Here is a 15,668-nt window from a genome sequence, read left to right as displayed (position 1 = left end):
GCCATGACGCAGTACCCGAAGTCCTTGCAACAAATCGGGGTGATGATTCTCATGACGTTGGCGCTCGGTATTGGCGCATGCGCATCGTCAGGAGAGCCGAGCTCCACCCGCGACACCGCACGCTCTGGCGAGACGCTCATCGGGCGCCCTCCTCCTGCCGAGGGCGATCCTTTCCTTCGTGCCGCGCTGCCCCCCGACGCCGAGCCGGCAGAGGCCCGCGGGCGCATCGAGCGCGCCGATCCGCGCACGCCGGCCTGCTTCTCCTGCGTCAAACTCTGCGAGCCCGGCGACCTCACCCCGGAGTGCAGCGAGTCGCCCGAAGATCTGATCTGCGGCTGGGGAGCGCACCCCGATGATATCGCCGCGCGCGAGCGCGCCCGCGCGCACTGTGAGGCCACCCTCGATCTGGCGCGGCGCGATAAGGGCTACCCCATTGAGGGTCAGTGCCCCCCGGCAACCTGCTGGTGATCGGGCGTCTTTTGCCCCCTGGCGAGCACTGGCACGATCCGATGTAAGGCTGCCCATCCGGCGCGTTGTGAATAAGTTGCCGAGGCCCGCGTCCAACCCGACAGCCGATGTGTGGGCTAACCGGAACCTCTCGACAGCGAGCCGTCCCATGAAGCACTCCCCGTTGCGACTCTCCATCTTCGTGATCACGCTGATCGCCGCCTGGTCTTTTGCCGGCGGCCCGACGCTGCCGGAGGCCAGCGCGCAGTCCAACGCCCGCAGCGCGCCGGCGCCCGAGCGACGGACCACGCGCACCACCACCACGACCCGCTCCGAGCGTCGGGTGCGCAACGTGCGCCCCAACCCCGACGCGCGCCGCGGGCGCAACGACCGCCGCGGACGCGACGAGCGGCGAGGCGATCGCTACCGCGGCGACCGCCACCACGACCATCGCGGCTGGGGTCACGGTCATCGCCATGACTACCGCCCGCCCCACCACGCGCGGCATCGCAACCGCCACTACCGCACGCGCTATGAGACCTACCGTGGCCCGCGCCGCTCGCGCATTCACCGCCGCTACCACCACTACCCGCGTCCGGTGGTCGAGCATCACCACCACACCGAGGTGGTGATCGTGGAGGTCGACCGCTTCTCCAACACCGAGCTCAGCTGCCCGGCGCGCACCCACCGTGTGGCCACCCGCGACGAGCAGTACTGCGCCACCACGCGTGGCACGCGCCACGGCCCCTACATGCGCGTGCACCCCAACGGCCAGATCGCCGAGGAAGGTGAGTACCTCAACGGCACCCGCGTGGGTCTGTGGACCCAGTGGCATACCAATGGTGAGCCGGCCAGCGAGGGCGAGTACTACGAGGGCTCGCGTGTGGGTGCCTGGATCCGCTGGACCCGCAACGGCCTGGAAGCCAGCGTCGTAAATTACTGATTTTATTGGACATTCAAAACAAAAGGCCGGGCAGCAATGCTCGGCCTTTTGCGCTCTGTCGAGGATGGTCGCGTCTTATCCCGGATCGGCGTTCAGGCGCTTGAGCGTCTGGCGGTACTCGTCTTCCAGGCGATCGACGAGCTCGGCGACGGTGGGCACATCGGCGATGGCGCTGACGCCGTGGCCGGCCGACCAGACCGTCTTCCAGGCTTTGGCCTCATCGTTGACGGTGAGTTTTTTGCCAAAATCCACCGCGGCCGGGTCCCGCAACTTCTCGAGATCATAACCATTTGCCGCAAGGCTCTGCTGCATAAAACTCGCCGGCACCCCGCTGACCGCCGGGGTGTGCACAATGTCTTCGGCGCGGGCCTCGCAGATCATCTGCTTGTATTCGGGCTGGGCGTTGCTCTCTTTGGTGGCGATGAAGCGGGTGCCCATGTACGCCAGATCGGCGCCCATGGCGCGAGCGGCGACCACATCGCTGCCGCTGGAGATGGCGCCGGCCAGCAGGATCGTACCTTTAAAGAAGGTGCGGATCTCGGCCATCAGCGCAAAAGGGTTGAGAGTGCCGGCGTGGCCGCCGGCACCGCCGGCGACCAGGATCACCCCGTCGACGCCCGCCTCGGCGGCCTTCTCGGCGTGGCGACGGTTGGTGATGTCGTGGAAGACCACCCCGCCGTAGCTGTGCACCGCGTCGACGACCTCGCTGACCGCGCCGAGCGAGGTGATGACCAGCGGCACCTTATGCTTGACCACGACCTCCAGGTCGGCCTGCAGGCGCGGGTTGGAGCGGTGCACGATCAGGTTCACGCCAAAATGGCCGCAGGGGGCGTCGGGGTTGGCCTCGCGAAACGCGTTGAGCTCGTCGGTGATCTTCACCACCCACTCCTCAAAGCCCTCGGTGGTGCGCTGGTTGAGCGCGGGAAAGGTGCCGGTGATGCCGGCTTTGCAGGTGGCGATGGTGAGCTCATCACCGGAGACCAGAAACATGGGCGCGGCGACCACCGGCAGACGGTTATTTTTAAAGATCGCGGGGAGGGCCATAGGTACAACTCCGAGGCGGTTGGCGAGACGTAAAATGATAAGGGTAGAACGCAACGAGGGCGGCTTAAAAAGCCGCCCTCACGTGTGTTTCATTCCGGCTGTCAGACCAGGAGCAACATCGGGTTCTCCAGGTTGCGCCGAAGCTCGTTAAGGAACTCAGCGCCGGTGGCCCCGTCGACCACTCGGTGGTCACAGGCCAGGGTGAGCTTCATGCGCGTGCCCACGGCGAGCTCCCCGTCGACGACGACCGGGACCTGCTTGACCGCGCCACAGGCCAGGATCGCGGCGTCCGGCGGGTTGATGACCGCCATAAACTCGTCGATGTCGTACATGCCCAGGTTGCTGATCGAGAAGGTGTGCGCGCTGTACTCCTCGGGCTTAAGCTTCTTGTCGCGGGCGCGACCGGCGAGCTCACGCACCTCGCGGGCAATCGCACCGAGGGCCTTCTGGTCGGCGTTGCGCACCGTGGGGGTGATCAGGCCGTCTTCGATGGCGACAGCCACCCCGATGTTGACCTCATCGAAGGCGTAGAGCGAGTCGCCGGCAAAGCCGGTGTTCATCGCCGGGTACTTCGCCAGCGCGGCTGCGGCAGCTTTGACGATCAGATCGTTGACCGAGACCTTGTAGCCGGCCTCTGCCGCTGCGAGCTGGGCGTTGATGTCTTTGCGCACCTTCATGGCCGCGGCCATGTCGATGCCCATCGTCAGGTAGAAGTGCGGGGTGCTCTGCCAGACTTCGACCAGGCGTTTGGCGATGGTCTTGCGCATCTGGCTCAGCGGCTGCTGCTCACCCGGAACTTCGCTGATGCCGGCGGCGGCGTGAAGCTCCGCCGAGGGCGCCGCAGCGGCAGCGCGGGTGGCTTTGGCCGGGGCGGCCTTGGCCGACTCGATGTCGCGTTTGATGATGCGCCCGCCCGGGCCGCTGCCTTCAATACTGGCAAGGTCGAGGCCCTTATCTTCGGCCATCTTGCGGGCCAGGGGGCTGGCCTTGATGCGGCGGCCATCGTCGTTTCCGGCCTCTTCCGCAGCGGCCGGAGCGCTTTCCCGGGTGTCTTCCGGCGCGGCTTCGGCTTCTTCCGGCTCGGCCTGCTCGGGCTTCGCTTTGGCCGCGGGCTTAGCGCCACCACCGAGCTCCGAGAGCAACCCAGAGATGTCTTCGCCCTCCTCACCGATAATCACCAGCGGGTCGCCCACGCGCACCGTCTGCCCCGGCTCGGCCAGAAGTTTGAGCACGGTGCCCGAATAAAACGACTCCATCTCCATGGTCGCCTTATCGGTCTCCACCTCCGCCAGGATATCGCCTTCAGCGACGCTATCGCCCTCGGCCTTGGTCCACTCGGCCAGGGTGCCCTCTTCCATCGTGGGGCTGAGCGCCAACATCTCCATCACTTCTGCCATCGGTGCCTCGATATGCTTTAGCTAACCATTGATCGTTGTCAGGTCGCCCTCGCCACGCCAGCCCGATCGGACTGGCGTGGCAAAAACCTCAGCGGTAACAGGCCTTCTTGACAGCCTCGGCGATCTTCTCGGCCGAGGGCAAGGAGAGCGGCTCCAGGTTGTAGGCGTAGGGCATGGGGATGTCGCGCTGGTGCACGCGCCCGACCGGCGCGTCGAGCCAGTCGAAGAGCTCGCGGCCGATCCACTCGGCCACCGAGGCGCCCACCGACGCCATCGGCCAGGCTTCCTCGACCACGATGACGCGGTTGGTCTTTTTGACCGACTCGGCGATGATCTCCTTGTCGAAGGGGCGCACGGTGCGAAGGTCGATGACCTCCACGTCGATGCCCTGCTCCGCGGCGATCTCGGCGGCCTGCAGCGACCAGTGCACCGCGCGGCTCCAGGTCACGATGGTGCAATCGGCACCCTCGCGCTTGATATCGCCCTTGCCCATCTCGATGAGGTACTCCTCTTCGGGCACCTCCCCGTTCATGCCGTACATCACCTCGGACTCGATGAAGATCACCGGGTCCGGATCGCGGATGGCCGTCTTGAGCATCCCTTTGGCGTCGTAGGGCGTCGCGGGCATCATCACCTTGAGCCCGGGGATGTGCGCGTACTGCTGCTCCAGCGACTGGGAGTGCTGGCTGGCCAGCGAGCCGCCGGCGCCGGCTGCGCCGCGCATCACCAGCGGGCAGCTGAGCTGACCGTTGGACATATAACGCAGCTTGGCGGCGTGGTTAACGATCTGGTCGAGCGCCAGAATCGCGAAGTTAAAGGTCATCATCTCAATGACCGGCTTCAACCCGCCCATCGCCGCGCCCACGCCGATGCCGGCAAAACCCAGCTCGACGATGGGGGTGTCGACCACCCGGCGGGGCCCGAACTTATCGAGCAGGCCCTTACTGACTTTGTAGGCGCCGTTGTAGTTGGCGACTTCTTCGCCCATCAAAAAGACCGACTCGTCGCGTTCCATCTCTTCGGCGAGTGCTTCGTTGAGGGCGTCTCTGAATGCAATTTCACGCATGACGTCGTCCTTATTCAATGTCCCAGGGCCACTCAACGTACACGTCTTCGGTCAGCACCGAGGGGTCCGGGAAGTCGGACTCATCGGCAAAGGCCATGGCGTCTTTGCTGATCTGGGTGACCTCGTCGTCGAGCTCGCCGACCTTGTCTTCGGTGAGGATGCCTTCGCTGACCATCCAGTTACTCATGCGAGCGATGGGGTCGCGAAGATCCTGTTCTTCCTCAACCTCCTCCTTGGTGCGGTAGGGGGCCGGGTCGGTCATGGAGTGACCGCGGTAGCGGTAGGTGAGCACGTCGAGCCAGGTGGGGCGGCCCTCTTCCACGGCGCGTTTGCGAGCGCGCTTGATGGCGTCGTAGACCGCAAAGATGTCCTGCCCGTCGACGGTCTCACCGACGATGTTGTAGGGCTCGGACTTTTTGGCCAGCTCGGTCACCGCGGCCACGCGCTCGATGGAGGTGCCCATCGCGTAGCGGTTGTTCTCGACGATGGTGATCAGTGGCAGGTCCCACAGAGACGCCATGTTCAGGGTCTCGTGCACGATGCCCTGGTGGACGGCGCCGTCGCCCAGGAAACACAGGCAGGCGGCGTCTTCGTCGCGGTATTTCTGGGAGAAAGCCACCCCGCCGGCCAGCGCGATCTGGCCGCCGACGATGCCCCAGCCGCCGAGAAAGCCCTTCTCGGCGTCGAAGAGGTGCATCGAGCCGCCCTTGCCGCCGGTGCAGCCGGTGGCCTTGCCGAAGAGCTCGGCCATCACAGCGTTGGGGTCCATGCCGCGGGCCAGGGCGTGACCGTGCTCGCGGTAATGGCTGACGATCTTGTCGGCGTCGGTCAGCGCGGCCATCGAGCCCACACCTACGGCCTCCTGGCCGATGTAGAGGTGGCAGAAGCCCTTGATCTTGCGGCGCTGGTAGGCGCGGCCGGCGTACTCCTCAAAACGGCGCAAGAGGAGCATATCGCGCAGCATCGCCACCAGGCGCTCATCACCGAGCTCCTCGCGGACCTGTGCGGCAAGCTCCAGGTTGAGCGCCTCCACCTGAGGGGCAGCCTGCTGGCTGGCCTCATCATCTTTTGCTTTGGTCTGTGCCATGATTCGTCCAGGTAAAAGTCGACCCGTGCCGACACCCGGGGAGAAGTTGGGCATCGACGTCTTGAGGTTCAATGGCAGTGCGTCAGGCCCGCGCCAGAAGATGGCGGGCCCGGTGTATGGCTGGGGGGCGAGTGCCCGGGAGGATCAATAGTGCCCAGTCTTCGCGGCGTCAAGAAGGGGGCAGCCTCCGATCGCCTGCCCGGGGCGCGCTGTGCTAGGCTGCGCGCGGTCTTTGACGGGTTTTGCCAGGAGCCACCCAGGATGTCTCGCGATCGACGCCGCCGACGGCGACAAAGAGAAGATGATGAAGCCGCCCCCGCCGCCGAGCAGGCCGAGGTTGAGGACGAGGGGGCCTCGGCCGAAATCTATGAGAATGATCTGGAGCGGGCCTGGGCCGACGCGCCGCCGGCGATGCAGGGGATCGATCCGGAGCTGATGCGCGCGCGACGCGGCGAAGGCTCGCAGGCGGAGCCGGCGGAGCCGGCCGCGGCGTTGCACCCGTGGCTGATTGTGTTCGGCGCGCTGATGGGAGGTCCGGTGGTTGCCGGGGTGCTCGCGCTTTTCAGTGATGGCCGCGCGCCGAAGGCGCGCGATCTGGTCGCCATCCTGGCGCTGAGCGCGGCGGGCTGGCTGGGAATGCAGGGGCTCTTTAGCTTTGGGCCGGAGCGCTTTGGGCCGCGCACGGTCGTGCTCGCAAGTCAGGGACTTCTGCTGACCCTCGGCGTGCTCCTGCTCCTCCTTTACCTGGGGCCGATGCAGGGGCGTCGCGCCAGCGACACCCACACGCTGCGGCAGTCGCTCGTGGTGGTGATCGGACTGACGGCGCTCTACTGGCTGGGGCGCGACGCGACCTGGCTGGAGTGGCTGGGGCGCTGACGCGCCCCGCTCTTCTCCTTAGTCGTCCTTGCCGATCGGCACCACAAAGACCGGGCAGCGCGCGCGACGCATGGTGCGCTCAGCACTGTTGCCCAGGAAGAAGCGCGCCCAGCCGCGTCGACCACGCGTTCCCATCGCAATCAGGTCGGCCTGCACGCTCGCGGCGTAATCAACCAGCGCACGATCCGGCGCGTCGACGACCACCTTGACCTCAGCGACCACGTCTTCGGCGCCCTCATCGACAATGAGCTCTTTGAGCTGCGCGTGGCGCTCTGCGCGAAGCTCGGGAAGACGCGAGGCCGGCTCATTGAGCGACATCGCAAGGCCGGTGACCTCCGGCACGATCACCGAGTGCACCACATGCACGCTAGCCCGCTGCTCGCGGGCGAGCGTGGCGGCGCGACGTAGCACCACGGCGCTGACCGGTGAGAGGTCCAGGCCGACGACGATCGTCTTCATCGCGCCGTTGGCCGTCTCCGGCGGGGCCAGAATCACAGGCACCTCGCTCTGGCGCACCAGGCTGTTGGCGACACTGCCGAGAAAGATCTCGCGCAGACGGCTGGCACCGCGGGTGCCAACGACCACCATCGCTGTAGCTTCTTTTTCGGCCAGCTCCAGGATGACTTCGGCCGGCGAGCCCATGCCCACCTCAAAACGCACCAGTTTGGGGCGCAGCGCCGGATCGACGCTCTCTTCAAAGAAGGTCTCCAGACGGGCGGCGGCCTGCTCGCCAGCCGACTTCTCGATCTCGTCGGGAGCTTCGACCAGCACGCGCCAGGCCTGATCGTCGGCGGCCAGATCCACGGCGTGCGTCAGGAGGAGGCTGCGGCCGGTGCGGCGCGCAAGATCAGCGGCCAGGCGAATGGCCGCCTGGGAGTTGGTTGAGAAGTCGGTGGCGCAGAGCACAGTCATTGGAGTCTCCCACATCAAAGTTCAATTTGCTGGTGGCACCTCGATGGTGAGGCGCGGCGCGCAAAGAGTACACACAAGCGTGTCCGGGCAAAGCCCCGAGGCGCAATTGTTGCCTGTTTGAAACGCAAGGAGGCTGCCGGCCCTGCCGGCAGCCTCCCGGGCGCTTACGCATGACAGGGTCGCTTATTCGAAGACGCCGAGCTTCGACTCCACCGCGTCGTCGCCATAGGCCTGCAGCACCATACGCTGGTAGACCTCATCGTCATTGTCGCGATGTTCGGTGGCGACAAGCCCGCCGGGCACGCCCTGGTCGGTGACCCACCAGGTGAAGGTGGTTGCGCCCTGGGTCGAATCCATCTCGTAGCGCTCGGTGGCGAAGCTGCCGGCAGGGGTCTCCAGAGTTTCCTCGCCCTTGCGCAGCCCCTCCATGCTCTCTTCGGTGAGCTGGCCCTGAGAGTAGACCACCCAGCGCTCGGCGTCGTCTTCGTGCACCGGCACCTCGCGGGCTTCTTCTTCGCCGGGGTATTTTGCGCGCACCCGGCGGATGTAGCGCTGACCGTCTTCGCCAAGCTCGAAGAGCGCCTCCATGATGAGTTCGACCTCCTCATCGTTGGCCTCATCGGTGGCGCGCGACTCGATGCGCCACCACTCTTTGCCATCTTCCTCGCGGCGCAGGAAAGCTTTGACGATCTCCTGACCGTAGTCGGAGCCTTCGGCCTTCCAGCGGGTGTACTCGCCGGGCTGGTACTCGGCGAACTCCATGTTGTAGCCGCCCTGGTAGAAGAGCATCTGCATCAGGCCCACGGTGTACTGGCGCATCAGCGCCGGGGTCAGATCTTTGAGCAAAGCGCCGGCTACCCGGTTTCCGATTTCTTCGCCGATGCGCTGCTCGGTGGTGGCCATGGCGTTGCCCATGATGCGGCCGGCGATCTGGTTGGTGTTGCACCCGACCAGGCTCAGGCCGATGACCCCTGCTGCGACTTTTGCTTTCCAACGCGACTTCATACTCACCTCGATCATCGATTCGTGTCATAGCGAGACGGCCGGCCTTGTGGCCGGCCGTCTCAAGCATTTCAGCGTGCTGCATGTGAACTAACTTACGCGATCGTGACGTCGTCGCAAAGGTAGACGTCCTGCACCGCGTTCAGGAGCGCGATACCCTCGTTGCGCGGACGCTGGAAGGCTTTGCGGCCCAGAATAAGCCCGGTGCCGCCGGCGCGTTTGTTAATCACGGCGGTGCGCACCGCGTCGGCCAGGTCGTTGTCGCCGGAGGCGCCGCCGGAGTTGATCAGACCAGCGCGGCCCATGTAGCAGTTGGCGACCTGGTAGCGGGTCAGATCGATGGGGTGCTCGCTGCTGAGCTCGTCGTAGACTTTTTGGTGGGTGCGACCGAACCGCGAGCCGTCGTCGTGCTTGACGGCCTTAAAGCCCCCGTTGGTCTCGGGCATCTTCTGCTTGATGATGTCAGCGTGCAGGGTCACGCCCAGGTGGTTGGCCTGGCCGGTGAGGTCGGCGGCGGTGTGGTAGTCGTTGCCACCGGTCTTGAAGGCGTTGTTGCGGGTGTAGCACCACAGGATGGTGGCCATGCCCAGCTCGTGGGCGCGGGCAAAGGCGCGCGAGACGTCCACGATCTGGCGGGTGGACTCTGGCGAGCCAAAGTAGATGGTGGCGCCCACGGCGACCGCACCCATCTCGTAGGCCTGCTCGACGGTGCCGAACATGATCTGATCGTAGCCGTTGGGGTAGGAGAGCAGCTCATTGTGGTTGAGCTTGACCACAAAGGGGATGCGGTGGGCGTAGCGCCGCGCCACCATCCCGAGCACGCCGAAGGTCGAGGCCACCGCGTTGCAGCCGCCCTCAATCGCAAGCTCCACGATGTTAGCCGGATCGAAGTAGTCCGGGTTGGGCGCAAAGGAGGCACCAGCAGAGTGCTCAATGCCCTGGTCCACCGGCAGGATCGAGAGGTAGCCGGTGCCACTGAGGCGTCCCCCCTCGTAGAGCGCCTGAAGGTTGCGCAGCACCCGCGGGGAGCGGTCGCTGTTCATGAAGACGCGCTCCACAAAATCCGGCCCGGGAAGGCTGAGGCGCTCTTTGGCGATCGTCTTGGACTGGTAGCCCAGAAGGTTGTCGGCGTCCGAGCCCAGGAGCTCAACGATGCGGTCGATCGATGCGGTCATCTCTCTCCTCCATAAATCCAGTGAACATGAGTGGTGCGGCAAAGACTTCGCCGGGGGGCGGTCATCCCAACTTCGGGTGGTACATACGCAGAAGCGGCGCCACACTCAAAGCCTGAGTTACCGCGCCGCTTCAACGTCTCTCGTTGCGCAGGCCAACCTGCGCTTCATTCATTCGACGATCGTGAGCCACTCCATGTGGTCGGTGGCCGAGCCGCGGACCTGGTCGAAGTAGGCGTCCTGCAGGGTCTTGGTGATCGGGCCGGGCTTGCCGGTGCCGATCTGCCGGTCGTCGAGCTCGCGCACCGGCGTGACCTCGGCGGCGGTTCCCGTCATAAAGATCTCGTCGGCGACGTAGAGGAAGTCGCGGGTGACGCGCTGCTCGATGATCTCGTAGCCGCGCTCGCGGGCAAGGGTGAGCACCGTGTCGCGGGTGATGCCGCCCAGGATCGAACTTCCCAGCGGGGTGGAGTAGATCACGCCGTCGCGGACCACGAAGATGTTCTCACCGCTGGCCTCGGAGATGTAGCCGTTGGTGTCGAGCATGATCGCTTCCTGGTAGCCGGCCTTCATGACCTCGCGCTTGGCCAGGATGCTGTTGACGTACTGCCCGTTGATCTTGCCTTTGACCATCGAGGAGTTGACGTGGTGGCGGCTGAAGCTGGCGATCTTGGCGCGGATGCCCTGGGTCAGGCCCTCATCGCCCAGGTAGGCGCCCCAGGGCCAGGCGATCACGGCCACGCGCACGTCGTTGCTCATCGCGCTCAGGCCCATCTCCCCGTGGCCCAGAAAGACAACCGGGCGCAGGTAGCAGTCTTTAAAGCCGTTGGCGCGCACCGTCTCGACGCAGGCCCGCTCCAGCTCTTCGCGGGAGAAGGGGCTCTCGATGGTGCAGATATGGCAGGTCTCCAGCAGGCGGCGAATATGCTCGCCAAGGCGGAAGATCGCCGAGGCGCCGTCTTCGCGCTGGTAACAGCGGATGCCCTCAAAAGCGCCCAGTCCGTAGTGCAGGGTGTGCGTGAGCACGTGGATGTTGGCGTCCTCGAAAGGTACGAGTTCACCGTCCATCCAGATTTTATCAGCCTTAATCGCCACGTCTCCTCCTGTGTCCAGCGCCCCGATGTCATCGAATCGGGGCAAAGATGTTCCCACGCTGTCAGAAGACAACAACGCGCGTCGAAATTTGCGACAGGGCTATCACACCTGTGAGTCCGAGGAAAAGGAATCAACGCGCAAAGATCTGTGTCCAGGCCTGACTGATGCGCTGGCGTGTGGCGGCGAGCTCGTCGTGGAACTGCGCGACGTTATCGCGGCCCTGGTGGCCCATCTGCCTGGCGAGGGCGGCGAGCTGGGAGCCGCCGCGGGGCACGCGGGTGGAGGCGCCGGCGATGGCCTGGCGAAGCTCCAGGCGGCGCAGCCAGAGGTAATCGCGGGCAAGGCCCTCCAGATCGAGCCCGGCGCTGAGCTCGGGGGTGTGGCCGAGTGCGGCGAAGGCGGCGATGGTGGAGCGGGCCTGGCGCGCACTTTGCGGGGCGCTGAGCTGGAGGTACTGGGCGATAAACTCCACATCGATAAGCCCGCCCCGGCTCTGCTTGATGTCGATCTCACCGCGGGGGATTGCGGCGGCGTCGATCATGCGCTCTCGCATCTGGTCGATCTGACTGGCGAGGTCTTCGGGGAGGGGTCTGTCGAAGGCCAGGCGTTGGCGTTCTGCTTCCAGGCGCTCTCGGAGCTCTGGCGTGCCGCCGATGGGACGGGCTTTGACCAGCGCCTGGCGCTCCCAGAGCGCGGCGCGCTCCTCGTGGTAAGCGCGCCAGGCGTCAAACGAGGTCACCAGCGTGCCCTGCGAGCCGGAGGGGCGAAGGCGAAGATCCACCTCGTAGAATCCGCCGGCTTCGGTCGCCGCGCTCAGCGCGCGCACCATGCGGCGCGCGCGGCGGGTGGCCTCCTGATGCTCGATAGCACCGGGGCCCTCGTCGTCGTAGACGAAGATAAAGTCGAGGTCCGAGCCAAAGCCCAGCTCTTTGCCGCCGAACTTCCCCATCGCGACCACGCAGAGCGCACGCGGCCCCGCCTCATCGTCCGGTGCGAGGATGGCATCGACGCGCGCCAGCACAACTTCGGCGAGTTCGCTGAGCTGGGTGCAGGTCACATCGATGGGGACGACGCCGGCGACTTCATGGAGGGCGATGCGCAGGCTTTCTTCCTGGTGAAAGCGTCGCACGCGGCCGAGCTTATGCGCCGGATCGTCCACTTCGCGCACGCGCCTCTCGAGCGCGCGCGCCATCGATGCCTGATCGCGCTCGATGGCGGCGGTGGAGCTGGCGATCATTTTGACGAAGACGTCGGGCTCGGTCGCCAGCATCCGCGCGAGCGGTGCGCTGGAGCCGAAGAGATGCATCAGCAGTCGCGCGGCGTGGGGGTTCTCCCGCAGCATCCGCCAGGTGCCCGGGGTATCACCCACCTCGGTGGTAAATCGCACCAGGTGCCCCAGGGCCTGCTCCGGATCGGGCGCCGAACAGATGGCGCTGAGCAGGTAGCGGGCCTGGGCCGGATCGCCCACCGCCCGTCGCGCTGAGAACGGGCCGTAGCGCTTCTGAGCCAGCACCTGAAGTTGGCCTGCGGCCTGGCGCGGACGCACAAACCCGGCCTCACTGAGCGCACGCACGCCGGCGTCTTGCAGAAGTTCGTCGGGATCCATCGCCAGGAGCGCGGCCAGATCTTCGGCGGAGCTGTCGGCGACGGTGGCCTGCTCGGAGGTGCGGGGGGACTGCTCAAAGAGGCGCTCAAAGACTCCGTGAACGGCCTGTTGGAAGCCCTCCACGCGCCCCTCAAGCGATTCGGAGGACTCTCCCATACGCCAGGCCAGCAGCGCGAAATTGGACGCGTCCTCGGGTAATTTGTGGCTCTGGCGATCGCCGGCCATCTGCACGCGGTGCTCCAGGCGCCGGTAAAGATCGTAGGCATCGGCCAGCGCGCGATGCTCCTCGGCGCCCAGAAGTCCGGCGTAGAGCAGGCGATCGAGGGTCTCCAGGGTGGCGCGCACGCGCAGTGTGGGGCGGGTGCCGCAGTGCACGAGTTGGAGGGCCTGCACAAAGAACTCGATCTCGCGGATGCCGCCGCGGCCGATCTTCACGTCCCAGCCCCGGGGGCCCTCCTCGCCGGCGGCGTCTGCCGATGCTTTCGACGCGCGCGCTGGAGCCTGCGCGGGAGCCTTCGGGGTGGTCGAGGGCGCGGCGCGGCCGAGCTTTGCGAGCAGGCGCTGCTGCAATGGCGAGACCGCCGCGGTCGGTGCCGCCGAAGACGAGGAGGGGGCGTGTGGCGAGGCCTCGGGTTGAGGGGTGCGCGCCCGCGAGATCGCGCGGGTGGCGCGGGCCTGATCGTCGATCATCGCCTTCATGCGCCGGAGCTCGTCGATCGCCGTGAAGTCGAGGTAGCGCCTGAAGATAAAGGGCTCCAGCGCCTGCAGAACTTCCTCGCCAAGCACGATCGATCCTGCCACAGGGCGAGCCTTGAGCATCGCGCCCCGCTCCCAGCCCCGGCCCCAGCTTAAGTAGTAGTCGATGGTGGCCGAGGCCCCCTGCACAATCGGCCCCTGGGAGCCGTCGGGGCGCAGGCGAAGATCCACGCGAAACACCTGACCCTGCTCGGTGATGGTGTCCATCGCGCGCACCACCTCGCGGGCCAGCGCCTCGACCTTCGCGCGCGACTCGGCGGTGGCCATGGCGTGGTCGCTGGCCACAAAGATCAGGTCGATGTCGGAGCTGTAGTTGAGCTCGCGCCCGCCGAGCTTGCCCATGCCCAGCACGCAAAAATGATCGGTGAGTTCGGGGGCGCCCAAAATGGACGCGGCCGATCGCAACGCTGCGTCAAGGCAGACGCTGGCCACCTCAGCGACCTCCGAGGTGGTATGGCGCACCGAGGCACCCTCGATCTCGCGCAAAAAGATCCGCAGCAGCTGGCGATGTTTGAACCAGCGCAGCGCGCGGTGTAGCGCGGCAAAACGCTCCTCGCGGGTGGCCTCATCGGCCAGGCGGGCGACCACCGCGTCGAGGTAGGCGCTTAAGTCTTCGGCCATCGCCTGGGGGGGCATCGGCTCATCGCGCCAGCGCCCGGCGGCAAGCCAGCCCACAAGCTCGGGCTGGCGGGCCAGCGCCCGCCAGGGGTGACGGCCGGCCGAGCCCAGGCTCAGCGCCACATCGACCTCCCCGGCCATCGCCAGGTCGATCGGGTGTTCGAGCAGGGTGTCGACCAGGCGCAGCACCTCGGTGAGCACCTCCGCAGGCCAGCTCAGGCCGTCGATGCGGCGCAGGAGCGCTTCAAGGTCGAGTCGGCCCTGGTCGCCTGCCCGATCAAGCCTGGCGATCACCTCGGCGTCCAGCGAAGCGCCGGCTTCGCGAACCACCTCCCCCAGTCTTTCGCGATGCAACGACGCCACGGCCTGCTCCGATGTTGGGATCCCCCGAAATCCCCCCCGGGGGCGTGCTCCGAACTTAAGCGCCGACCTTGGCCTTCTCCACCTCGCGGTACTCCCGCTCGTACATGGTGCGGGTGTCGTTGACGATGTCGAGGTTCTTGGCGTTCATCTCCAGGGGCGACTTCACCTCAATGGCGTGCATCTGGCGGCCGATCTCAGCCAGCTGGTCGCACATCAACGAGAGCTTTGCGAGGTCGCGGGTGGCGCGGTTCTGGCCGGCGAAATGCTCGCGGTACTCCGCCATCACCTCATTGGCCGCCGAGCCCAGGCTGCCAGCGATCTGCTCGGTGGTCAGCTCGGCCTTGGCTTCTTTGATCGCGGCGAGCTCGCGGGCGTAAACCTTCACGTTATCGGTGATGATGCCCACGTTGCGATCGTTGGCCTGAGAGCGCAGCCCGCGTTTTTTAAGACGCTGCATGCTGGCGCGAGCCCGCTTGAGCTGCTCGATCATGCGCTCGAGAAGGCCCTCGCGGCGGGTATGGCGCGACTTTCCGGCAAAATGATCGCGGTAGAGCGAGAACTGGTTGTTGGCCAGCGTCGCCAGCAGGTCGGCCTGCTCCTGGGGGGTGCCCTGGGTCTGGGCGGCCTCCACCTGGTGGGCCTCATTGCGGTACATGCGCAGGTTGTCTTCGACGATCTGCAGGTTCGGCTCGATCTCGGCGCGGTGCGACTTCACCAGCGCCTTCATGCGCGCGCGCACCTCTTCGAGATCGGTGATGATCTCCATGAGCAGGCCCATGTCGCGGGTGCGGCGGTCTTTGCCGGCGAAGTGGCGGCGATACTGGCCGAAGACCAGGTTGGCGTCGGCGATCACGCGCGCGGCCTCTTCCGAGATCGGCCCGGCCTCTTTGGCCTCGACGATGGCCTGGCGCTCATCGCGGTAGACCTGCTGGTTATCGCGGGCCATCTCCAGCAGCGAGACGATCGCCGGATCGCGCGAGCCGTTGATCTCGGTCTTCCCCTCCTCGATCACCGCCTCAAGCTCATTGAGAAGCGTATCGAGCAGCTCCAGATCGCGGGTGGCGCGAGCCTTCCCGGCGAAATGCGCGTCGTAGCGCTGGTAGATGGAATCGGCCCGCTCCTTGAGCTCTTTGAAGGTCGTACGACTCATGATACTTCACCCTGGCTAGTCAACCTGCTCCATGCGCCGGCGCTTTTAACGCGATGACGCCGGGCCCCATCGGGCCCTCAACGCCACTTTTTCTAGTGGTAACGCCGGCGCAAGGCAAACCCATTTGAGGTGAG

Annotated in this window: 13 protein-coding genes; 3 read left to right on the top strand and 10 right to left on the bottom strand. The window is 66.0% G+C overall.

All coding sequences use genetic code 11. From position 1 onward, the window contains the following. The first annotated feature begins 3 nt into the window (after positions 1-3). Both FRC98_RS01185 and FRC98_RS01180 read left to right on the top strand, forming a co-directional pair. Complete coding sequence (locus FRC98_RS01185; RefSeq protein WP_146979482.1) at positions 4-468, top strand: hypothetical protein; 465 nt, start codon at positions 4-6, stop codon at positions 466-468. A gap of 148 nt (positions 469-616) precedes the next feature. Further along, positions 617-1,390, top strand: a complete 774-nt coding sequence (locus FRC98_RS01180) for a toxin-antitoxin system YwqK family antitoxin (protein ID WP_146979481.1) — start codon at positions 617-619, stop codon at positions 1,388-1,390. A gap of 75 nt (positions 1,391-1,465) precedes the next feature. Here the strand turns inward: FRC98_RS01180 and FRC98_RS01175 are convergent, their stop codons facing one another. The 4 genes from FRC98_RS01175 to pdhA form a co-directional block, all read right to left on the bottom strand. Continuing rightward, positions 1,466-2,434 carry an NAD(P)H-dependent flavin oxidoreductase gene (locus tag FRC98_RS01175; protein ID WP_146979480.1) on the bottom strand — a complete coding sequence of 323 codons (969 nt, stop codon included), beginning with the start codon at positions 2,432-2,434 and terminating at the stop codon, positions 1,466-1,468. Positions 2,435-2,535: 101 nt separating this feature from the next. Further along, a complete protein-coding gene (locus FRC98_RS01170) occupies positions 2,536-3,831 on the bottom strand; it encodes a pyruvate dehydrogenase complex dihydrolipoamide acetyltransferase (protein ID WP_146979479.1) in 1,296 nt (431 codons plus the stop codon). 88 nt (positions 3,832-3,919) lie between these two features. Beyond that, a complete protein-coding gene (locus FRC98_RS01165; protein ID WP_146979478.1) occupies positions 3,920-4,897 on the bottom strand; it encodes a pyruvate dehydrogenase complex E1 component subunit beta in 978 nt (325 codons plus the stop codon). Between the two features lie 10 nt (positions 4,898-4,907). Next, positions 4,908-5,984, bottom strand: coding sequence for a pyruvate dehydrogenase (acetyl-transferring) E1 component subunit alpha (gene pdhA / locus FRC98_RS01160; protein ID WP_146979477.1), 1,077 nt, complete (start codon positions 5,982-5,984; stop codon positions 4,908-4,910). A gap of 261 nt (positions 5,985-6,245) precedes the next feature. Here pdhA and FRC98_RS01155 point away from each other — a divergent pair, with 261 nt between their 5' ends. Further along, positions 6,246-6,860, top strand: a complete 615-nt coding sequence (locus tag FRC98_RS01155; protein ID WP_146979476.1) for a hypothetical protein — start codon at positions 6,246-6,248, stop codon at positions 6,858-6,860. An 18-nt stretch (positions 6,861-6,878) separates the two neighbouring features. Here FRC98_RS01155 and FRC98_RS01150 read toward each other — a convergent pair whose 3' ends face one another. From FRC98_RS01150 to FRC98_RS01125, 6 genes are all read right to left on the bottom strand, one after another. Then, positions 6,879-7,772, bottom strand: a complete 894-nt coding sequence (locus FRC98_RS01150; protein ID WP_230467153.1) for a universal stress protein — start codon at positions 7,770-7,772, stop codon at positions 6,879-6,881. Between the two features lie 183 nt (positions 7,773-7,955). Beyond that, the gene (locus FRC98_RS01145) at positions 7,956-8,777 is read right to left on the bottom strand and encodes a hypothetical protein (RefSeq protein ID WP_146979474.1); all 822 of its coding nucleotides are present in this window, start codon (positions 8,775-8,777) and stop codon (positions 7,956-7,958) included. Between the two features lie 92 nt (positions 8,778-8,869). Next, positions 8,870-9,949 (bottom strand): class I fructose-bisphosphate aldolase, encoded by a 1,080-nt coding sequence (locus tag FRC98_RS01140; RefSeq protein WP_146979473.1) that lies wholly within the window; start codon positions 9,947-9,949, stop codon positions 8,870-8,872. Between the two features lie 168 nt (positions 9,950-10,117). Further along, a complete protein-coding gene (locus tag FRC98_RS01135) occupies positions 10,118-11,041 on the bottom strand; it encodes a branched-chain amino acid transaminase (RefSeq protein ID WP_146979472.1) in 924 nt (307 codons plus the stop codon). A 130-nt stretch (positions 11,042-11,171) separates the two neighbouring features. After that, positions 11,172-14,384 (bottom strand): [protein-PII] uridylyltransferase family protein, encoded by a 3,213-nt coding sequence (locus tag FRC98_RS01130; RefSeq protein WP_146979471.1) that lies wholly within the window; start codon positions 14,382-14,384, stop codon positions 11,172-11,174. 55 nt (positions 14,385-14,439) lie between these two features. Beyond that, positions 14,440-15,534, bottom strand: a complete 1,095-nt coding sequence (locus FRC98_RS01125) for a hypothetical protein (protein WP_146979470.1) — start codon at positions 15,532-15,534, stop codon at positions 14,440-14,442. Between the last annotated feature and the right edge of the window lie 134 nt (positions 15,535-15,668).

It is taken from the genome of Lujinxingia vulgaris, assembly GCF_007997015.1.
GTDB classification, from domain to species: domain Bacteria; phylum Myxococcota_A; class Bradymonadia; order Bradymonadales; family Bradymonadaceae; genus Lujinxingia; species Lujinxingia vulgaris.
Note: the sequence above shows the minus strand (reverse complement) of the source record. Positions and strands in the feature narration are given on the sequence as shown.